This is a genomic window from Burkholderia sp. BCC1998 (genome assembly GCF_905339875.1).
GTDB lineage: Bacteria > Pseudomonadota > Gammaproteobacteria > Burkholderiales > Burkholderiaceae > Burkholderia.
Genome location: NZ_CAJPHE010000004.1, coordinates 372,125 through 392,740 on the forward strand (window position 1 = coordinate 372,125; position 20,616 = coordinate 392,740).

Annotated in this window: 18 protein-coding genes; 8 read left to right on the forward strand and 10 right to left on the reverse strand. The window is 70.5% G+C overall.

From position 1 onward, the window contains the following. Positions 1-48: 48 nt before the first annotated feature. The 5 genes from kynU (at position 49) to U5A56_RS10355 (ending at position 7,035) form a co-directional block, all read left to right on the forward strand. The gene (kynU, locus tag U5A56_RS10335) at positions 49-1,305 is read left to right on the forward strand and encodes a kynureninase (RefSeq protein ID WP_415749112.1); all 1,257 of its coding nucleotides are present in this window, start codon (positions 49-51) and stop codon (positions 1,303-1,305) included. 92 nt (positions 1,306-1,397) lie between these two features. Continuing rightward, complete coding sequence (gene kynA, locus U5A56_RS10340; RefSeq protein WP_257775616.1) at positions 1,398-2,324, forward strand: tryptophan 2,3-dioxygenase; 927 nt, start codon at positions 1,398-1,400, stop codon at positions 2,322-2,324. A 634-nt stretch (positions 2,325-2,958) separates the two neighbouring features. Further along, entirely contained in the window at positions 2,959-4,353 is a 1,395-nt protein-coding gene (dalD, locus tag U5A56_RS10345; protein ID WP_321922122.1) for a D-arabinitol 4-dehydrogenase, read from the forward strand. Between the two features lie 127 nt (positions 4,354-4,480). After that, the gene (xylB, locus tag U5A56_RS10350; RefSeq protein WP_044844465.1) at positions 4,481-5,962 is read left to right on the forward strand and encodes a xylulokinase; all 1,482 of its coding nucleotides are present in this window, start codon (positions 4,481-4,483) and stop codon (positions 5,960-5,962) included. A gap of 116 nt (positions 5,963-6,078) precedes the next feature. Next, entirely contained in the window at positions 6,079-7,035 is a 957-nt protein-coding gene (locus U5A56_RS10355) for a sugar-binding transcriptional regulator (RefSeq protein WP_044844466.1), read from the forward strand. A gap of 13 nt (positions 7,036-7,048) precedes the next feature. On the opposite strand, the gene U5A56_RS10360 is transcribed toward U5A56_RS10355, so the two are convergent. Together U5A56_RS10360 and U5A56_RS10365 are read right to left on the reverse strand one after the other, a co-directional pair. Beyond that, positions 7,049-8,287 (reverse strand): MFS transporter, encoded by a 1,239-nt coding sequence (locus U5A56_RS10360; protein ID WP_321922125.1) that lies wholly within the window; start codon positions 8,285-8,287, stop codon positions 7,049-7,051. Continuing rightward, positions 8,284-9,486, reverse strand: coding sequence for a serine hydrolase domain-containing protein (locus U5A56_RS10365; protein ID WP_321922127.1), 1,203 nt, complete (start codon positions 9,484-9,486; stop codon positions 8,284-8,286). Before U5A56_RS10365 ends, U5A56_RS10360 begins: the two co-directional genes overlap by 4 nt. A gap of 113 nt (positions 9,487-9,599) precedes the next feature. Here U5A56_RS10365 and U5A56_RS10370 point away from each other — a divergent pair, with 113 nt between their 5' ends. Next, positions 9,600-10,484: a LysR family transcriptional regulator gene (locus tag U5A56_RS10370; protein ID WP_321922130.1), complete on the forward strand. Its 885-nt coding sequence runs from the start codon at positions 9,600-9,602 to the stop codon at positions 10,482-10,484. A 13-nt stretch (positions 10,485-10,497) separates the two neighbouring features. Here U5A56_RS10370 and U5A56_RS10375 read toward each other — a convergent pair whose 3' ends face one another. From U5A56_RS10375 to U5A56_RS10410, 8 genes are all read right to left on the reverse strand, one after another. After that, positions 10,498-11,607: an ABC transporter ATP-binding protein gene (locus U5A56_RS10375; RefSeq protein WP_257773774.1), complete on the reverse strand. Its 1,110-nt coding sequence runs from the start codon at positions 11,605-11,607 to the stop codon at positions 10,498-10,500. A 62-nt stretch (positions 11,608-11,669) separates the two neighbouring features. Beyond that, a complete protein-coding gene (locus tag U5A56_RS10380) occupies positions 11,670-12,398 on the reverse strand; it encodes an HAD family phosphatase (RefSeq protein ID WP_321820306.1) in 729 nt (242 codons plus the stop codon). Then, entirely contained in the window at positions 12,395-13,246 is an 852-nt protein-coding gene (locus U5A56_RS10385) for a carbohydrate ABC transporter permease (protein WP_044844472.1), read from the reverse strand. Before U5A56_RS10385 ends, U5A56_RS10380 begins: the two co-directional genes overlap by 4 nt. Next, complete coding sequence (locus U5A56_RS10390) at positions 13,243-14,190, reverse strand: carbohydrate ABC transporter permease (protein ID WP_044844473.1); 948 nt, start codon at positions 14,188-14,190, stop codon at positions 13,243-13,245. Before U5A56_RS10390 ends, U5A56_RS10385 begins: the two co-directional genes overlap by 4 nt. Positions 14,191-14,292: 102 nt before the next feature. Beyond that, positions 14,293-15,618: an ABC transporter substrate-binding protein gene (locus U5A56_RS10395; protein ID WP_044844474.1), complete on the reverse strand. Its 1,326-nt coding sequence runs from the start codon at positions 15,616-15,618 to the stop codon at positions 14,293-14,295. Positions 15,619-15,714: 96 nt separating this feature from the next. After that, positions 15,715-17,067 carry a D-tagatose-bisphosphate aldolase, class II, non-catalytic subunit gene (locus U5A56_RS10400; protein WP_321922133.1) on the reverse strand — a complete coding sequence of 451 codons (1,353 nt, stop codon included), beginning with the start codon at positions 17,065-17,067 and terminating at the stop codon, positions 15,715-15,717. Next, complete coding sequence (locus tag U5A56_RS10405) at positions 17,055-18,011, reverse strand: sugar kinase (protein ID WP_321820342.1); 957 nt, start codon at positions 18,009-18,011, stop codon at positions 17,055-17,057. The genes U5A56_RS10400 and U5A56_RS10405 overlap by 13 nt, the downstream gene beginning before the upstream one ends. A gap of 72 nt (positions 18,012-18,083) precedes the next feature. After that, entirely contained in the window at positions 18,084-18,860 is a 777-nt protein-coding gene (locus U5A56_RS10410) for an L-iditol 2-dehydrogenase (protein ID WP_321809379.1), read from the reverse strand. Between the two features lie 328 nt (positions 18,861-19,188). Here U5A56_RS10410 and U5A56_RS10415 point away from each other — a divergent pair, with 328 nt between their 5' ends. Both U5A56_RS10415 and U5A56_RS10420 read left to right on the forward strand, forming a co-directional pair. Next, positions 19,189-19,650 carry a Fur family transcriptional regulator gene (locus U5A56_RS10415; RefSeq protein WP_014896195.1) on the forward strand — a complete coding sequence of 154 codons (462 nt, stop codon included), beginning with the start codon at positions 19,189-19,191 and terminating at the stop codon, positions 19,648-19,650. 47 nt (positions 19,651-19,697) lie between these two features. Then, entirely contained in the window at positions 19,698-20,612 is a 915-nt protein-coding gene (locus U5A56_RS10420) for a metal ABC transporter solute-binding protein, Zn/Mn family (RefSeq protein ID WP_044844477.1), read from the forward strand. The last annotated feature ends 4 nt before the right edge of the window (positions 20,613-20,616 follow it).

Sequence of the window (20,616 nt, forward strand, 5' to 3'; positions counted from 1 at the left end):
AACCATCGACCCGCGAACCACTCGTCCGCGAACTACTGACCCGACATCATGATCATCAAGACCCGTGAAGACGCGCTCGCCCTCGACCGCGACGACCCGCTCGCCGCGCTGCGCGACCAGTTCGCGCTGCCCGACGGCGTGATCTATCTCGACGGCAACTCGCTCGGCGCGCAGCCGCGCGCATCGGCCGCCCGCGCGCAGCAGGTGATCGGCGCCGAATGGGGCGAAGGCCTGATCCGCAGCTGGAACACCGCCGGCTGGTTCGCGCTGCCGCGCCGCCTCGGCGACAAGCTCGCGACGCTGATCGGCGGCGCGCCCGGCGAAACCGTCGTGACCGACACCATCTCGATCAACCTGTTCAAGCTGCTGTCGGCGATGCTGCGCCACCAGGCCGAACGCGCGCCGGAGCGCCGCGTGATCGTGTCGGAGCGCTCGAACTTCCCGACCGACCTGTACATCGCGCAAGGGCTGATCGAACAGCTCGGCGGCGACTACGAGCTGCGCCTGATCGACGATCCGGCGGACCTGCCCGACGCGCTCGGCGCGGACACGGCCGTCGCGATGATCACGCACGTGAACTACCGCACCGGCTACATGCACGACATGCCGGCCGTCACGCAGCTCGTGCACGATGCGGGCGCGCTGATGCTGTGGGATCTCGCGCATTCGGCCGGCGCGGTGCCGGTCGACCTGAACGGCGCGCACGCGGACGGCGCGGTCGGCTGCACGTACAAGTACCTGAACGGCGGCCCCGGTTCGCCGGCCTTCGTGTGGGTGCCGCAGCGCCATCTCGCGCATTTCTCGCAGCCGCTGTCGGGCTGGTGGGGCCACCGCGCGCCATTCGCGATGCAGCCGGGCTTCGCGCCCGATCCGGGCATCGCGCGCTTCCTGTGCGGCACGCAGCCGATCGTGTCGATGTCGATGGTCGAATGCGGGCTCGACGTGTTCCTGCAGACCGACATGCACGCGATCCGCCGCAAGTCGCTCGCGCTGACCGACGCGTTCATCGCGCTCGTCGAAACGCGCTGCGCGGGCCTGTCGCTGAAGCTCGTCACGCCGCGCGCGCATCACCAGCGCGGCTCGCAGGCGAGCTTCGAGCATCCGCACGGCTACGAGGTGATGCAGGCGCTGATCGCGCGCGGCGTGATTGGCGACTACCGCGAGCCTTACGTGCTGCGCTTCGGCTTCACGCCGCTCTATACGCGCTTCGTCGACGTGTGGGATGCCGTCGAGACGCTGCGCGACATCCTCGCCACCGACGCGTGGAAGGCGCCCGAGTTCGCCGAGCGCGGCGCGGTGACCTGACCGCTTCCAGCCCGGCGCGCGCCGCCGCGACGTGCGGATTGCGCGCCGCGCCCCGTCATTCAAATCTGGAGAAAGTCGTGAATTCTGGTCATATTCAGCCACCCGGCGACGACGCGCCGGCGGGCTGCCCGTTCTCGGGCGCACGCGCGGCCCAACCGGCTCATGAAGCGCCGCACGTGCCCGGCGAAGCCACTGCTCAAGCCGGCTGGCACGATGCGCAGCTCGATTTCTCGAAGTCGATGAGCTACGGCGACTACCTGTCGCTGAACGCGATCCTCGACGCGCAGCATCCGCTGTCGCCCGATCACAACGAGATGCTGTTCATCATCCAGCATCAGACGAGCGAGCTGTGGATGAAGCTCGCGCTGTTCGAGCTGCGCGGCGCACTCGACGCGGTGCGCGGCGACGCGCTGCCGCCCGCGTTCAAGATGCTCGCGCGCGTGTCGCGGATCCTCGAGCAGCTCGTGCAGGCGTGGAACGTGCTGTCGACGATGACGCCGTCCGAGTATTCGGCGATGCGGCCGTATCTCGGCCAGTCGTCGGGCTTCCAGTCGTACCAGTACCGGCAGCTCGAATTCCTGCTCGGCAACAAGAACGCGCAGATGCTGCAGCCGCATGCGCACCGGCCCGACATCCTCGAACAGGTGCGCGCGACGCTCGAGGCGCCGTCGTTCTACGACGAGGTCGTGCGCCTGCTCGCGCGGCGCGGTTTCCCGATCGCGCCCGAACGGCTCGAGCGCGACTGGACGCAGCCGATGCGTCACGACGAAACGGTCGAGGCCGCGTGGCTCGAGGTCTATCGTCACCCGCAGCAGCACTGGGAGCTCTACGAGATGGCCGAGGAACTCGTCGATCTCGAGGATGCGTTCCGCCAGTGGCGCTTCCGTCACGTGACGACCGTCGAGCGCATCATCGGCTTCAAGCAGGGCACCGGCGGCACGAGCGGCGCGCCGTATCTGCGCAAGATGCTCGACGTCGTGCTGTTCCCCGAGCTCTGGCACGTGCGCACCACGTTGTAACGCACGCCGCGCGCCCGCGCGTCATGACGACGTGCGGGCCGGCGCCTCCCCTTCGCGCGGCAACGCGCGTTCGTGCGCGAGCCGCGGAATGTGCCGCCTCAGCCTGCGCGGCCGGCTCGCACAAGGGCGGCCGGGCACGCACGGGATCGGTCTCGCGCCGTCCGCGCGCGGGATCCGATGCCGACGCGGTCGCCGCGTTTCCGACGGGCCGACGTACCGACGTACCGACATACCGACATACCGACGTATCGACGAACCGCCGTGCCGCCGTGCCGCCGTGCCGCCGTGCCGCCGGCATATCGCCATATCGTTGCGGCGCCGCACCATCCGCTGCGCATGCTCACCGCGTTCCGACAGCGCCTCGGTATCCTGTCGGGGCCGGTCGGCAAGCTCGCTGCTCGACGAATTCGTCACATCGATGCGCGACGGACGCTGACGCCTTCCGCCTTCCGCCTTCCGCCTTCCGCCTCCGCTTCCGCTTCCGCCCCGCCCACGCCCACGCCCCGCCGCAGCGCACCATCGAAATGCCGCGCCCGCGCCTTGACTTTCGCTCGCCCGAATACGATCATTCGCTCACACAAAGAGCAAATGATCGTATTCGACAGGAAAGACTGGCACGAACAGGAGACACCGGATGAGCGAATCGCCCTCCGCCCACGCGCCCGTGCTGCTGCACATCGGCGCAGGCTCGTTCCACCGCGCGCACCAGGCGTGGTATCTGCACCGCGTGAACGCGGCCGTGCCGGCCGACGAACGCTGGTCGCTGACCGTCGGCAACATCCGCGACGACATGCGCGCGACGATGGACGCGCTCGCGGCGCAGCACGGCGCCTACACGCTCGAGACCGTCACGCCGCAGGGCGAGCGCGCGTACGAGACGGTCCGCGCGATCTCGCGCGTGCTGCCGTGGTCGATCGATCTCGCCGCGCTGATCGACGCCGGCGCCGACCCCGCGTGCCGGATCGTGTCGTTCACCGTCACCGAAGGCGGCTACTACCTCGACGAACACAACCGGCTCGACCTCGCGAACGCCGATCTCGCGGCCGACCTGCAAGGCGCGCGCACGACGCTGTACGGCGCGCTCGCGGCGCTGCTCGCCGAACGCGCGAAACGCGGCGCGGGCCCGCTCACGCTGCAGAGCTGCGACAACCTGCGCAACAACGGCGCGCGCTTTCGCGCGGGCATGCGCGAATTCCTCGAACGGCGCGGCGAGGCCGATCTGCTCGCGTGGTTCGATGCGAACGTCGCGACGCCGAGCGCGATGGTCGACCGCATCACGCCGCGCCCGACCGCCGACGTGCGCGAACGGGTGCGCGCGGCAACCGGCGTCGACGACGCGTGTCCGGTGATGGGCGAGTCGTTCATCCAGTGGGTGATCGAGGACCGCTTCGCGGCGGGCCGGCCGCGCTGGGAGCTGGCCGGCGCGGAACTGGTCGACGACGTGCATCCGTACGAGGAAGCGAAGATCCGCATCCTCAACGCGACGCACAGCTGCATCGCGTGGGCCGGCACGCTCGCGGGCCACACGTACATCCACGAAGGCACGCACGACGCGGCGATCCGCCGCTTCGCGCACGACTACGTGACGCAAGACGTGATCCCGTGTCTCAGCCCGAGCCCGCTCGATCTCTGGCGCTACCGCGACGTCGTGCTCGAACGGTTCGGCAATCCGTACGTGCTGGACACGAACCAGCGCGTCGCGGCCGACGGCTTCTCGAAGATTCCCGGCTTCATCGCGCCGACGCTCGCCGAATCGCTCGCACGCGGCGCGGCGCCGGTCGCCACTGCCGTGCTGCCGGCGCTGTTCCTGCGCTTTCTCGAACGCTGGGCGCGCGGCTTGCTGCCGTATGCGTACCAGGACGGCGTGATGGACGACGGCGCCGCGCGGGCGATCGTCGAGGCCGACGACCCGGTCGTCGCGTTGTGCGCGAGCCGCGCGCTGTGGGGCTCGCTCGCCGGCAACGCGGCGTTGTTCGACGCGCTGCGCGCCGGGCTCGCACGCGTCGACGCATGGCTCGCGCAGCGCTGACGCACGGCGGCCCGCGGCCCCGCAGCCGGCCGCCCGCGAGCGGCCGCGCATTCGGGCGAACCTGCGTTGGCAGGCGCGCGCGCGTGCGGCTAAAGTAGCGGCTCCTCACTGACGGAACGGATCGCTCATGTATCTCGGCATCGACCTCGGCACCTCGGAAGTGAAGGTGCTGCTGCTTGCTCCGGACGGCACCGTGGTCGGCACCGCCGGCACGCCGTTCAGCGTGTCGCGGCCGCACCCGCGCTGGGCGGAACAGCATCCGGACGACTGGTGGCAAGGCACGCTCGCCGCACTCGCGGCGCTGCGCGAACGGCATCCGCAGGCCTTCGCGCAGGTGCGCGGGATCGGCCTGTCGGGCCAGATGCACGGCGCGGTGCTGCTCGGCCGCGACGACCGCGTGCTGCGCCCCGCGATCCTGTGGAACGACATGCGCAGCGCCGACGAATGCGCGCTGCTCACCGAACGCGCGCCCGATCTCCATGCGCTGGCCGGCAACCTCGCGATGCCCGGCTTCACCGCGCCGAAACTGCTGTGGGTCGCGAAGCACGAGCCCGACGTGTTCGCCGCAACGGCCTGCGTGCTGATGCCGAAGGACTACCTGCGCTTCCGGCTCACCGGCGCGAAGGTGTCCGATCCGTCCGACGCGGCCGGCACGTTGTGGCTCGACGTCGCGCGCCGCGACTGGTCCGACGCGCTGCTCGCCGCGTGCGACATGACGCGCGCCCAGATGCCGCGCATCGTCGAAGGCAATGCGCCGTCCGGCACGCTGCGCGCCGACGTCGCGCGCGAACTCGGGCTGTCGGAGGCCGTCGTGGTGGCGGGCGGCGGCGGCGACAACGCGACGAGCGCGCTCGGCATCGGCGCGATCCACGCGGGCGACGGCTTCGTGTCGCTCGGCACGTCGGGTGTGCTGAGCGTGGTCGGCGACCGCTTCATGCCGAATCCGGCATCGGCCGTGCATGCGTTCTGCCACGCGATTCCCGATCGCTGGCAACTGATGAGCGTCGTGCTGTCGGCCGCGAGCTGCCTGCGCTGGGTCTGCAAGCTGACGGGCACCGACGAGCCGGCGCTGCTCGCCGAAATCGCGGCGCTCGACGCGGACGCACTCGCGACGGCGCCGCTGTTCCTGCCCTACCTGTCCGGCGAACGCACGCCGCACAACGATCCGTATGCGCAGGGCGTGTTCTTCGGGATGACGCATGCGACCGAGCGCGCGCATCTCGGCTACGCGGTGCTCGAAGGCGTGACGCTCGGCCTCGCGGACGGCCTCGACGCGCTGCACGCGGCCGGCGTCGAAACCGACCGGCTGTCGCTGATCGGCGGCGGCGCGCGCAGCGCGTTCTGGGCGCAGCTGATCGCCGACGCGCTGGACGTGCGCACCTGCCAGCACGGCGGCGGCGAAACGGGTGCGGCACTGGGCGCCGCGCGGCTGGGCTGGCTCGCCGTCGGCGGCGATCCGCAAGTCGTGCTGACCAAGCCGCCGGTGCGCGCCGAATACGTGCCCGACGCCGCGCGTCATGCGCTGCTGCGCGAGCGCCTCGACGCGTTCCGCGCGCTGTATCGCCACGTGCGCCCGCTTTACGAACCGTCGCGCGCGCGGCTCGCGTAGGCGACGACGCAGGGCGGCCGTCGGCCGCCCGCCGCGCATGCGTTACAGTGGATGCCGTTGCGCCGCCCGACGGCCGGTCCGCGGGCGGCCCCCCAGATCCGAACCGAACCGCTATCGTGTCCAAGTCCTCAGAAAAACTCGATCTCGCCACGCGTGCCGCGTGGCTCTACTACGTCGCGGGCGACACGCAGAACGAAATCGCCGAGAAGCTGCAGGTGTCGCGCCCGGTCGCGCAGCGCCTCGTCGCGTTCGCGGTCGAGAAGAACCTGATCCGCGTGCGCGTCGATCACCAGCTCGCCGACTGCCTCGAGCTCGGCGCGCAGCTGTCGAAACGCTACGGGCTTACGATGTGCGAAGTCGTGCCCGTCGATGCCGATGCGGCCGAAGCGATCGACCGCAAGCTCGCGGTCGCCGGCGCGCAGGTGATGGAGCGCTACCTGAACGAGACGCGGCCGATGGTGATCGCCGTCAGCAGCGGCCGGACGCTGAAGGCGGCGGTCGCGCAGATCGCGCAGATCGAGCGGCCGCAGCACCGGCTCGTGTCGATGGTCGGCGCGATCGCCGCCGACGGCTCGTCGAACCGCTACGACGTCGCGCAGTACATCTCCGAGAAGACCGGCGGCAAGCACTTCCTGCTGCCCGCGCCGCTGTTCGCCGACAGCGACGCCGAGCGCGCGCAATGGTGCAATCACCGGCTGTACCGGATCGTCGACGCGCTGTCGGCGCAGGCCGACGTCGCGTTCGTCGGGATCGGCAACATCGGCCCGCACTGCCCGCTCTATGAAGACGGCTTCATCACCGAACAGGAACGCGACGAGATGACCGCGCTCGGCGCGGTGGCCGAACTGCTCGGCGTGCCGATCGATGCGCAGGGCCGGCTCGTCGACGTGTCGACGAGCGCGCGCGTGACGAGCGTCGCGCTCGACGCGCCGCCGAAGCGCCCGACGATCGCGTTCGCGGGCGGCCCGAAGAAGCGCGACGCGGTGATCGCCGCGCTGCGCGGCGGCTGGCTGTCGGGGCTCGTCACCGACGAAACCTGCGCACGCGCGGCGCTCGACGCGAAGGCGGCCTGACGCCGCCGCACGCTCACGCGGCCGCGCGCGGCGCCGGAAACGCATGCCGGCGCGCGCGCCATGCGCCGAGCCACGCCGCCGCCAGCAGCGCGACCAGCACCCACGGAATCGCACCCGCGCCCGTCGCGCCGAGCAGCATCCCGCCCGCGATGCCGCCGCCCGCGATCGCGAGGTTCCACACCGTCACGAGCATCGACTGCGCGACGTCGGCCGCATCGCCCGCCGCGTTCGCGGTGGCCGTCTGGAACAGCGTCGGCGCGCCGCCGAACGCGAGCCCCCACAGCGCGACACCCGCATAAACGATCGTCATCCCGGACCCGGCACCGAGCATCGCCGCCGCAAGCGCGAACAGCGCGATGCTCGCGAGCGTCAGCCGCCGCTGCGCGGCGCCGATCCATGCGCCCGTCAGCGCGATGCCGACCAGCGACGCGATACCGAACACGAACAGCACCGCATCGACCTGCGCGCCCATCCGCACGCCGGCAAGGAACGGCGCAACGTACGTGTACAGCATGTTGTGCGCGAGCACATAGGCGAACATCACGACCAGCACCGGCCGCACGCCGGGCAGTGCGATCACGCCGAGCACCGGCTCGCGGGCGCCGGCGGGCTGCCCCGGATAGTCGGGCACGCGCAGCCGGATCCAGCCGATCAGCGCGAGCGCCGCGACCGTGATGCCCGCGAACGCGATGCGCCAGCCGAACATCGCGCCGAGCGCGGTGCCGGCCGGGATGCCGATCGACATCGCGACCGGCGCGCCGAGCATCGCGACCGCGATCGCCCGGCCGCGCAGCGATGCGTCGACCATCCGGCTCGCATAGCCGGCCAACAGCGCCCACAACAGCCCGGCCGACATGCCCGCGACGAAGCGCGCAGCGAGCGTGAGCGCGTAATACGGCGACGCGGCCGTCAACGCATTCGACACGACGAACCCGGCAAGCGCCGCGAGCAGCAGCCGGCGCCTGCGCATCGCGCGCGTCGCGGCGACGAGCGGGATCGCCGCGACGATCGAGCCGAGCGCGTAGACGGTCACGAGCTGGCCGATCAGCGCCTCGGTCACGCGCAGGTCGATGCTCATCAACGGGAGCAAGCCGGCCGGCAACGCTTCGGTGAGGATCGTGATGAAACCGGCGGTCGCGAGCGCCAGCAGGTTCGCGACCGGCAGGCGTTCGCGCACCGGTGCGGACAGAGCGGACGCAGGGTCGGAGACGCGGTCGGAAGCGCGGTCGGGAACGGATACGCACTCGCTCATGCCGCGCCCCGGTCGTCGACGCCATACACCGCATCGCGCACGTCGGTGACGATCTGCCCGTGCATCCCTTCGTACAACGTATTGGTCAGCGCGACGACCGTCAGCCCGGCCGCGCGGTCGACGAACCACGCATGCCCGTACGCACCGCCCCAGCGCCACGTGCCGATCGACTCCGGCGACTGCGCGGCCGCCGGATCGCGCAGCACCGAAAAACCGAGCCCGAAACCGAATCCCGGCGCGTCCGGCAGGTCGTGCGCGCCCGGCTGCACGCGCGACATCTCGTCGATCCAGCGGCGCGCGAGCCAGCCGTCGCGGCCGGTGCGCAACGCATCGAGCAGCGCCATGCAGTCGCGCGCGGTGCCCACCATACCCGCGCCGCCCGACGGCCACGCGGCCGCGTCGAACGCGCGCGCCGGCGCGAAGCGGATGCCGACCGTGCCGTCGTACACCGGCGCGAGATCGTCGTCGGCCATCCGGCGCGGCGCGCCCGGCGTGCTGACGTACGGCGTCGCGAAGCGCGCGGCGTCATTCGAGTAGAACGCGGTGCCGGTCATCCCGAGCGGCGTCGTGACGAGCGCGGCCACGGCTTCGGCGAGCGGCCGGCCGTCGACCGCCTCGATCAGCGCGCCGACCACGTCGGTCGCGAGCGAGTAGTCCCACGACGTGCCGGGCGCGAACCGCAGCGGCACGCCGGCGATGCGCCGCACGTTCTCCGCGAGCGACAGGTCCGCGCGGTCCATCCCGTCGGACACGCCGGCACGCGCATACGGGCCGTCGGCGTCGGCTTCGAGGAAGCGGTAGCCGAGCCCGGCCGTATGCGACAGCAGATGACGCAACGTGATGTCGGCCGGCGTGCCGTCGGGCAGCGTCGGCCGGAACGCAGGCAGCCAGCGCGCGACCGGCTCGTCGAGCCCGATGCGCCCCGCCGCGACCAGCCGCATCGCGGCGGCCGTCACGATCGGCTTCGACACCGATGCGAGCCGGAACAGCGCGTCCTCGCGCATCGGCGTGCCGGCCTCGCGATCGGCGAGACCGGCCGCGCGCGCATAGCGAAGTTGGCCGTCGCGGGCGACCAGCACGACCGCGCCGACCACGCGCGCATCGGCCAGCGCGCGATCGAGCGCGGCGTCGAGGCGCTCGGGCAGCGCGGCGTCGGCGTCCGGTTCGGCGCGGTGGGCGGTGACAGGCAGGGATGACATGGCGTGACCTCGAACAGTGAAGGAACGCCCATCGTAGGGAGCCGGCGCGAGAAGAAAAACCGGGTTAGAGTTCCGGACACTCAGGACATCGGTGTCCGCAATCGAGAACCAGCATGGAAAATCTTGGCGGCTTCGTCGTGTTCGTCCAGGTCGCGGAAACGCGCAGTTTCGTCGCGGCCGGCCGCGCGCTCGGGCTGTCGGCGTCGGCGATCGGCAAGCGCATCGCGCGGCTCGAGGCGCGGCTGAACGTGCGCCTCTTTCACCGCAGCACGCGCAGCATCACGCTGACCGCGGAAGGCACGCGCCTCCTGGAACGGTGCCGGCGCGTGATCGCCGAGATCGACGCGGCCGAGCAGGAACTGACGCACAGCGCCGAAGCGCCGCGCGGGCGCCTGCGCGTGAGCCTGCCGACGATCGGCACGCTGCTGCTGCCGCTGCTCGCCGATTTCATGGCCGCGTATCCGGAGATCGAACTCGACATCGATTTCAGCGACCGCCTCGTCGACGTCGTCGAAGAAGGTTTCGACGCGGTGCTGCGCACCGGCCAGCCGACGGATTCGCGGCTGTCGTCGCGGCTGCTGCGCCATTTCCGCCAGCACCTCGTCGCGGCGCCCGACTATCTCGCGCGGCACGGCACGCCGCGCACGCCGGCCGATCTCGCGCAGCATCGCTGCCTGCACTACCGCTTTCCGAGCAGCGGCAAGCTCGAGACCTGGCCGCTGCGCGTGCCGCACGCGAGTACGCCGCCCGAGGTGCCGGTCGCGATGGTCAGCAACAGCGCGGAAGCGCGCCTCTGCTTCACGCTGCGCGGGCTCGGCATCGCGTGCCTGCCCGAGTTCTTCGTGCGCGACGCGCTCGACGACGGCACGCTGTGCGCGGTGCTCGACGAACACGTCGCGAGCTGCACGCCGATCTACGTCCTGTGGCCGTCAGGCCGCCATCCGACGCCGAAACTGCGCGCCTTCGTCGATTACATGGCCGAGCATCTGCGGCTCTGACCGGCGCGCGTCCTCACGCCGCCTTCGCGTGCGCGCTCAAGCGCCGGAACGCCTGGCCGTGCTCGTCGAACAGGTGGCAGTGCTCGGCCTGCGCATGCACGTGCAGCGCCTCGCCGGTGCGGTACGTATCGAGCGGCGGAATCCGCGCGATCAGCCCGTCCGGCGCGACGGCCGACTCCGCATACAGGTACGCGGCATCGCCGAGCGATTCGACGGCCATCGTCCGCGCGGCCACGCCGGTCTCCGCCTGCCCCACCATCAGATGCTCGGGCCGCACGCCGACGGTCACCGCCGCGCCGCGCAGCAGCCCGGCCGCCTCGACCGCGACGCGCTGCGTCTCGCCGCTGCCGAAGCGCACCAGCACGCCGGCCGCGTCGACCGACTCGACGGTGCCTTTCAGGAAGTTCATCTTCGGCGAGCCGATGAAACCCGCGACGAACTGGTTGGCCGGCGCGTGGTACAGCGCGTTCGGCGTGCCGACCTGCTGCACCGCGCCGCCCGACAGCACGACGATCTTGTCGGCGAGCGTCATCGCCTCGACCTGGTCGTGCGTCACGTAGATCATCGTGGTCTTCAGCTCGTCGTGCAGCCGCGCGAATTCCAGCCGCATCTTCACGCGCAGCGCCGCGTCGAGGTTCGACAACGGCTCGTCGAACAGGAACACCTTCGGCTTGCGCGTGATCGCGCGGCCGATCGCGACACGCTGCCGCTGGCCGCCCGACAGCTGCTTCGGCTTGCGGTCGAGCAGATGGTCGATGTGCAGGATCTTCGCGGCCTGCTTCACCGCCTGGTCGATCTCGGGCTTCTTCGCGCCGGCGAGCTTCAGGCCGAACGCCATGTTGTCGTACAGCGTCATGTGCGGGTACAGCGCATACGACTGGAACACCATCGCAATGCCGCGCTTGGCGCTCGGCACGTCGTTGACCTTCGCGCCGTCGATCAGCAGCTCGCCGCTCGAGATGTCCTCGAGCCCGGCGATCATCCGCATCAGCGTGGATTTGCCGCAGCCGCTCGGCCCGACGAACACGACGAATTCGCCGTCGGCGATGTCGAGGTTCACGTTGCGCAGCACTTCGGTGTCGTCGTAGCGCTTCGCGATGTTGCGCAGGAGCACGCTTGCCATGGTCTGTCTCCGTTCGTTCGTGATGCGCCGCGTTGAAGGCGGCGCGCATTCGTTCCTGGTTGCTAGTTCGGCAGCACCGCGCCGGTCGCCTGCCAGCGCGCGACGTAGCCGGGCAGCTCGTGCATGTCGTCGAATACGTGACGCGCGCCGATCCCGCGCAACGCGTCGATCTGCGCGGCCGACGCGTGCCCGCCGCCGACGAAGCCGAGCACGGTCATGCCGGCCGCGGCGGCCGCGGTGATGCCGGTCACGCTGTCCTCGACGACGAGGCATTGCGCGGGCACCGCGCCGAGCGCACGCGCGGCCGCGAGATACACGTCGGGCGCCGGCTTCGGCCTCGCCACGGCGTCCGCGCAGAACAGCCGGTCGCCGAAGAAGCGCGCGAGGCCCGTGCGCGCGAGCGCCGCCTCGACGTACGCGCGGTAGCTGTTGCTCGCGCACGCGGTCGTCAGGTTGAGCGCCGCGAGGGCCTTGTCGATGCCGTCGACCATCGGCGCGTTGACGGCCGCCGCCTCGACCGCGCGGCGGATCGCGTCGACGTCGCCGGCCGACAGCGTGCGGCCGACGGCCTCGCCCGCGCCGGCCAGCACGCGCTCGATGCGCAGCCCGAGCAGCGGCATCACCGCCGGCCGCGCGTCGACACCCGGCCAGCGCGCATCGAGCTCGCGCACGATCACGTCGGCGGCGACGGCCTCGCTGTCGATCAGCACGCCGTCGCAGTCGCAGATCAGCACGTTCATCCCGTGACCGAACGCGCGTTCGCCGGTAGCAGCTTCGCCGGTAGCACTCATTTGACCGCCCCGAACGTGAGCCCGCGCACGAGCTGCTTCTGCGACAGCCAGCCGACGATCAGGATCGGCGCGACCGCGAGCAGGGAAGCCGCGGACAGCTTCGCCCAGAACAGCCCCTCGGGGCTCGAGTACGACGCGATGAACACGGTCAGCGGCGCGGCGTTCGAGCTCGACAGGTTGATGCTCCAGAACGCCTCGTTCCACGACAGGATCACGAGCAGCAGCGCGGTGGACGCGAGCCCCGGCAGCGCCATCGGCATCAGCAGGTAGACGATCTCCTGCCACGTCGACGCGCCGTCGATGCGCCCCGCTTCGAGGATGTCCTTCGGGATCTCGTTGAAGTACGTGAAGGTCATCCACACCGCGATCGGGAGGTTGATCAGCGTGTACACGATCACGAGGCCCGACACGGTATCGAGCAGCCCCGCGTTCTTCCACAGCAGGTAGATCGGCACGAGCACGCCGACCGACGGCATCATCTTGGTCGACAGCATCCACAGCAGCACCTTCTGCGTGCGGTGGTTCGGGAAGAACGCCATCGCGTAGGCCGCCGGCACCGCGAGCAGCAGCGAGATCACCGTGACGCCCGCCGAGATCAGCACCGAGTTCCACGCGAACGCGAAGTAGTTGCTGCGCGCGAACACCTCGCGGAAGCTGTCGAGCGTCGGCATGAAGAACAGCGTCGACGCGTACGCCTGCTGCTCGGTCTTGAACGCGGTGATCGCCATCCAGAAGATCGGGAAGAACAGCAGCAGCGCGAGCAGCCATGCGAGCGCGCCGGGCAGCGCGCGCCGCACGAGGTCGAATGCAGCCGGCGCGCGCCGGCCTTCCAAAGTCAGGTCGCTCATTTCTCGTACTCTCCCTTCAGGTTGCGCGCGAGCATCCGCACCAGGAAGAACGACACGACGTTCGCGACCACGACGGCGATGATCCCGCCCGCGGATGCGAGGCCGACGTCGAACTGCTGCAGGCCGAGCGCATAGATCAGGTACGACAGGTTGGTCGTCGCATCGCCGGGGCCGCCGCCCGTCGTCGTGTAGATCTCCGCGAAGATCGACAGCAGGAAGATCGTCTCCATCATCACGACCACCGCGATCGCGCGCTTCAGGTGCGGCAGTGTGATGTAGAAGAACATCGCGATCGGGCCCGCGCCGTCGATGCGCGCGGCTTCCTTCTGCTCCTGGTCGAGCGACTGGATCGCGGTGAACAGGATCAGGAACGCGAACGGCAGCCACTGCCACGCGACGATGATGATCACGGCGGTGAGCGGGTAATCGGCGAACCAGTCGATCGGCGTCATCCCGAGCGCGCGCATCGCGTTCGCGACGAGCCCGTACACCGGATGCAGGATCATGTTCTTCCAGATCAGCGCGGCGACCGTCGGCATCACGAAGAACGGCGCGATCGCGAGCAGGCGGGCCACGCCTTGCCCGTAGAACTTGCGGTCGAACAGCACGGCCATCAGCACGCCGCCGACCACGGTGATCGCGAGCACCGCGCCGATCAGCACGAGCGTGTGCCAGATCGCGGGCAGGAACGACGGATCGGTCGCGAGGAAGCGGTAGTTGTCGATCCCGGCGAAGCCCTTCACGTCCGGGTTCAGCAGGTTGTAGCGCGAGAACGAATACCAGATCGTCATCGCGAGCGGGATCGACATCCACAGCAGCAGCACCGCGACGGACGGCGACACGAGCCAGCTGGCGCCGCCGCGCGCGCGGCGCGGCGCGCCCGGCGGCGACGATGCGTCGCCGACCGGCGACGCATGGCTCAGGGGAAGACGCAAATGACGCATGATCGGAGTCCCTCCGGTTGAGACGCGGGCACGAACGGCCGGCCCGCCTTTCTGCATCGGCGACGCGCACCGTGCGCGGCAGCGCGCACGGTGCCAGCCGCGTTACTTCTTGTAGCCGGCCTGCCGGACCGCACGGTCGGCCGCCGCCTGCCCGGCGGCGAGCGCCTGGTCGACCGTCATCTGGCCGGCCACCGCACCCGCGATCGCCTGCCCGACCACCGTGCCGAACGACTGGAATTCAGGAATCCCGACGTACTGCACGCCCGTGTACGGCACCTTCTTCAGCGACGGATCGTTCGGGTCGGCCGTCTCGATCGCCTTCAGCACGAAGTCCGAGAACGGCGCGGCGGCCTTGTACTCGGCGCGCTGGTAGGTCGACGTGCGGGTGCCCGGCGGCACCGACGCCCAGCCTTCGTCCTTGCCGACCATCTCGATGTACTGCTTCGACGTCGCCCACGCGATGAACTTGCGCGCGGCGTCCTGCTGCTTCGACGTCTTCGGCACGGCCAGCGCCCACGCCCACAGCCAGTGCGAGCCCTTCGGCGTGGCGGCGACCGGCGCGGCGGCGAAGCCGATCCGGTCGGCGACCTGCGACTGCTGTTTGTTATAGAGCATCCCGGCCGCGACCGTCGCGTCGATCCACATCGCGCACTTGCCCGACGCGGTCAGGGTCAGGTTTTCGTTGAAGCCGTTCGAGCTCGCCCCCGGCGGGCCGTCTTTCTTCAGCAGGTTCACGTAGAAGCCGATCGCCTTCTTCCATTCCGGCGACGTGAGCTGCGCGTTCCAGTTCTCGTCGAACCAGCGCCCGCCGAACGTGTTCACGACCGTCGACACGTACGCCATGTTCTCGCCCCACCCGGCCTTGCCGCGCAAGCAGATCCCGTAGGTGCCCTTCGCCTTGTCGGTGAGCTTGTCCGCGAACTCGGCGATCTGGTCGTAGGTCGGCTGGTCGGGCATCTTGAGCCCCTTCGCCGCGAACAGGTCCTTGCGGTAGAACGTCATCGAGCTCTCGACGTAGAACGGCAGCGCATACAGCTGGCCGTTGTACGACAGGCTGTCGCGCGCGGTCTTCACGATGTCGTTCAGGTCGTAGTCGGCGGGCAGCCCCGTGATCGGCGCGAGCCAGCCGCGCTTGCCCCACTGCGGCGTCTCGTAGGTGCCGATCGCCATCACGTCGAACTGGCCGCTGCCGGTCGTGATGTCGGTGGTCGCGCGCTGGCGCAGCACGTTCTCCTCGAGGATCACCCAGTTCAGCTTGATGTCAGGGTTCGCCTTCTCGAACGCCGGCGACAGCTTCTTCAACTCGATCATGTCCGGGTTGTTCAGCGTCGCGATCGTCAGCGTGCCGGCGGACGCCGCGCACGCGGCCGTCGCGAGCGCGGCCCCGGCGAAGCAGCGTACGGCGGCATCGAGCATCTTTCGTTGCATGGCATGTCTCCTGTGATTGTTCGAACTGTCGTCGGTGTTGCGTATTGCGTATTGCGTATTGCGTATGTCGCGTTGCTGCACTTCCTTCGCGGCCCGTCACGCCGGCCGCTGCATCCCGCACGCGCGCGCATAGTGCGCGATCACGTCGCGTATCCGGTGGCGCACCCATGCGCGCGGCTCCTTCGCGAGGCCGCCCGCGCGGCACGCCGCGTACACGTCCGGCAGCCACTGCGCGACGAGCGTTTCGGGCACCGGCTGCCGCGCGAGGTTGTCGAACAACTGCTCGACCGCCGCCGCGACGGCCGGCTGCAGCCAGTAGTAGCGGATCCGGTCGCTGTAGCTGAACTGGCGCGCGAGCCGCTGCTCGGTCTCGTCGCCGCGGTAGTATGGCGCCCAGTGCTCGGGCTGCGCGCGCATCGCGGCGTCGACCACGTCGCGCAGCTGCGAGCGCTGCGCGCCGTCGCCGATCAGCGCGTCCTCGATGAAGGTGAGCGCGAACAGCGCCTCGCGCAGCGCGAAGGTCAGCGCGGGGCCGACCTTCAGCACCGCGAAGTGGTCGCGCACGAGCGCGGCGAGCGCGCCTTCGGTCTGATAGTCGGTCGAATGCGCTTCGAACACGAGGCGCGGCGTGCGCAGGATGCTTGCACCGAGCGATGCGGCCTTCGCGCTGTCGTAGTCGAGCACGTGGCGATCGTCGAAATCGACGCCCGGTTGCGCGACGATCGCGACCACGCGCGTCCATGCGTCGTCGAGCCCGGCCGCCGCGAATGCGCTGCGATGCGCGTCGAGCGTCGCCGCGATGCTGTCGCTGCGCGTGACCGCGATCCGCGCGATCGCATCGCCGGCTGCGTCGCCGGCCACTTCGCCGCCCGGCGTCGGCACCTCGGTGCCGATCACGTAGACGGGCGCGACGCCGGTGCGCGCCGCCGCGTCTTCGGCCGCGCGGCACAGCCCGGCCGCGCGCGCGGCGATCGTCCGGTCGTCGAGCCGCGCCGGATCGTCCGCACACGCCATGCTCGCATCGAGGTGGATCTTCTCGAACCCGGCTTCGACATACGCGGCGACCATCGCCGCCGCTTCGCGCATCGCGTCGGCCGCGCGGCGGTGCCGCCACGGGTTCGGTCCCAGATGGTCGCCGCCGAGCACCAGCGCCGACGGCGCGAGCCCGCAGCGCTGCGCGATCGCATCGACGTCGCGCCGGAAATCGGCGGGCGTCATGCCCGTGTAGCCGCCGAGATGGTTCACCTGGTTGCAGGTCGCCTCGATCAGGAGCGGCGAGCCGTCCGCGCGCGCGGCCTCGCACGCGGCCTCCAGCACGAGCCGGTGCGCGCTGCAGACCGAATAGATGCCGCGCTGCGCCTGCGCGCGGTTCGCGTCGAAGATCATCCGCAGCACGGCGCCGGCGTGCGCGCTGCGCGGGCGTTCGGCAGTGGAAGTCAGGCCGGGCATGCGACACCTCGTTCGGTCAGGAAGCGGTCGATCTCGGCCGCGCTGCTGTTGCCCTCCATCGGGCCGCGCCGCGTGACCGCGATCGCGCCGGCCGCGTTCGCGCGGCGCAACGCGACGTCGATCGGCAGGCCGGCGACGAGACTCGCGACCAGCGTGCCGCCGAAGCAGTCGCCGGCGCCGGTCGGATCGCGTTCGTCGACGGGATAAGCCGGCGCGTCGACACGGCTCGCACGGTCGAACGCGACGCTGCCGGCCGCGCCGCGCTTGAGCACGACGCGTTCGAGCAGCGGATGCGTCGCGAGCAGCCCGGCGATCGCGCGCTCGGCCGGCTGCGGCCCGCAGAAGAACGGCAGGTCGGCCTCGCTCGGCAGGAACAGGTGGCACGCGGCGAGCAGCGTGTCGAGCGCCGCGCGCATCGGGCGGAAGCTCAGCATCTCGGGCCGCACGTTCGGGTCGAACGACACCTTCGCGCCGGCGCGCGCCGCCTCGATCACGCCGCGCTGGACCGCCGCGATCGCCGATTCGCTCGTCAGCGACGAGCCCATCACGTGGAAGTAGCGGCAGCCGTCGAACATCGCGGTGTCGACGTCGGATGCGTCGACGCACGCAGCCGCGCTGGTCGACAGGCTGAACACGAAGCTGCGCGAACCGTCGTCGCGATACGCGACGAACGCGGTGCCGGTCGGACGTGCGACGCGACGGATGCGCGCGACGTCGACGCCGTCCCGCTCGAGCCGCGCGACGATCGCGTCGCCGAACGCGTCGCGGCCGACGCAGCCCGCATACGCGACGCGCACGCCGAGCCGCGCGGCCTGGTCGGCGAAGATCGCCGGCGCGCCGCTCGGGAACGGGCCCGCGAACAGGCCAGGCACGTCGAAGCCCTGGCCGCGCTCGGCGGCGACGAATTCGGCCAGCAGTTCGCCGGCGACCACGATCTCCGCCATCATGCGTGTCCTCGTGCGGCGGCGGCCGCGCGCGGCACGAACGCCAGGGGTAAGCGTGCGAGCGGCGCCACTTCAGCTCATCCAGTTGCCGCCGTCGACGTTCAGCGTCTGGGCGGTGATGTAGTCGGCGTCGGCCGACGCGAGGAACAGCGCAGCGCCCGTCAGGTCGCCCGGCACGCCCATCCGGCCGAGCGGCACGGCAACGCCGACGAGCCGCTTCTTCTCGCCGAGCGGCCGGTTCTCGTAGCGCGCGAACAGCGCATCGACCTGCTCCCACATCGGCGTGTCGACCACGCCCGGCGCGATGCCGTTCACGTTGATCCGGTGCGGTGCGAGCGCGAGCGCGGCCGACTGCGTATAGCTGATCACCGCGGCCTTGGTCGCGCAGTAGTGCGAAACGAGTGCCTCGCCGCGACGCCCCGCCTGCGACGACATGTTGACGATCTTGCCGCCGCGGCCCTGCTCGACCATCCGCTGCGCGACCGCCTGCATCAGGAAGAACAGCCCTTTCACGTTGACCGCGAACAGCCGGTCGAACACGTCCCAGGATTCGTCGAGGAGCGGGCGCATGTCGAACAGCGCCGCGTTGTTGAACAGGATGTCGACGCCGCCGAAGCGCTCGACCGCGGTCGCGACGATGCGCGCGATGTCGTCGCGGCGCGTGACGTCCGCGGTAACGGCCACCGCCCGGCCGGGATTGTCCTCGATCAGCCGCGCGAGCGAGCCGCTCGGCGGCTTCACGTCGACCAGCACGCAGCGCGCGCCCTCGTCCAGATAGCGTTGCGCGACCGCTTCGCCGATGCCGCTTGCCGCGCCCGTCAGGATCGCGACCTTGTCTGCCAGTCTCACTGGTTGTCTCCGGTTCGTTCTGCTGCACGAAGGCCGCGAGGTGAGCGAACGCTCGCCGGCCGATCAATTGCTCTGTTGTTGATCGAATGATCGGATACGCGATTCGTGCTGTCAAGGCGACACGGCGGCTTTCGATGATGCGCTGCGGCACGGCCGCGCCGTGCGCCGGCCGGCGACCCGCGCCCGGCAAGGCGCGGCGGGCTGGGTGCGGCGCGGCTGAAACGGCGCTGAAGGGGACGGAGCGCGTGCATCGGCAGGAATTCGGGCTGCACGGCATGGAGATACGTTATATCATCGCGATACTTCGTTTCACTGCCTGCTTCACGCCATGGCCACCTCATCGCCCATCGACGCCCGGCTGTCCCGGGCCGACGCATTCGCCGCCGAGCACGGGCTCGCGTGGACGCCGCTGCGCCGCCAGGTCTACGAACGCGTGCTGGCCGCGCAGCGCCCGATCGGCGCGTACGACCTGCTCGCCGAGCTCGAGCCGCAACGCGGCCGCGTGCCGCCCACGACCGTCTATCGCGCGCTGGATTTCCTCGTCGAGCACGGCTTCATCCACCGGATCGAATCGAAGAACGCATTCTTCGCGTGCTGCGAGATCGGCGTGCCGCACGAAGGCCAGTTCCTGATCTGCGACTCGTGCGGCGAGACCGTCGAGATCCCGGGCAGCGACCTCGCGAAACAGTTGTCCGCGAGCGAGCCCGCGCACGGGTTCGAAGTCCACCATCAGGTCGTCGAGCTGAACGGCCTGTGCGGGCACTGCAAGGGCAAGCCCGCGCAACGCTGACACCGCACCGCGCGGCGCACCCGCCGCCCCTTCCAACGAGGAGTTTCATGTCCATTGCCCTGAAGCGCGCGCCGCGGCGCGCCCTGCCGCTTGCCCGCCTGCTGGCCGCCGCTGCTGCCGCGCTGTCGATCGCGGCGCCCGCGTTCGCGCAGGCCGCGACCGTCAACGTGGTCGCCGCCGAGAATTTCTATGGCGACGTCGCGTCGCAGATCGGCGGCCGCCATGTCGCGGTAACCAGCATCCTCAGCAGTCCCGACCAGGATCCGCACCTGTTCGAAGCGAGCCCGAAGACCGCGCGCGCGCTGCAGCACGCGCAGGTCGTGATCTACAACGGGGCGAACTACGACCCGTGGATGGCCAAGCTGCTGTCCGCATCGAAGCAGGCGAAGCGCGCGACGATCGTCGTCGCGGATCTCGTCGGCAAGAAGGCCGGCGACAACCCGCACCTGTGGTACGACCCGGCAACCATGCCGGCCGCGGCGCGCGCGATCGCGGCCGAGCTCGGCCGGGCCGACCCGGCGAACAAGGCCGACTACGACGCGAACCTGCAGAAGTTCGTCGCGTCGCTGAAGCCGATCGACGACAAGGTCGCCGCGCTGCGCGCGCAGTACAAGGGCGTGCCGGTGACGGCCACCGAGCCGGTATTCGGCTACATGTCGGATGCGATCGGCCTCGACATGCGCAACCAGCGCTTCCAGCTCGCGACGATGAACGACACCGAAGCCAGCGCGCAGGACGTCGCCGCGTTCGAGAACGACCTGCGCAAGAAGCAGGTGCGCGTGCTGATCTACAACAGCCAGGCCGAAGCGCCGATGACCAAGCGCCTGCTGAAGGTCGCGCGCGACGGCGGCGTGCCGAGCGTCAGCGTCACCGAGACGCAGCCGGCCGGCAAGACCTTCCAGCAATGGATGGCCGGCCAGCTCGACGCGCTCGCGGCCGCGCTTTCCGCCAGCAAGAAATGATTCA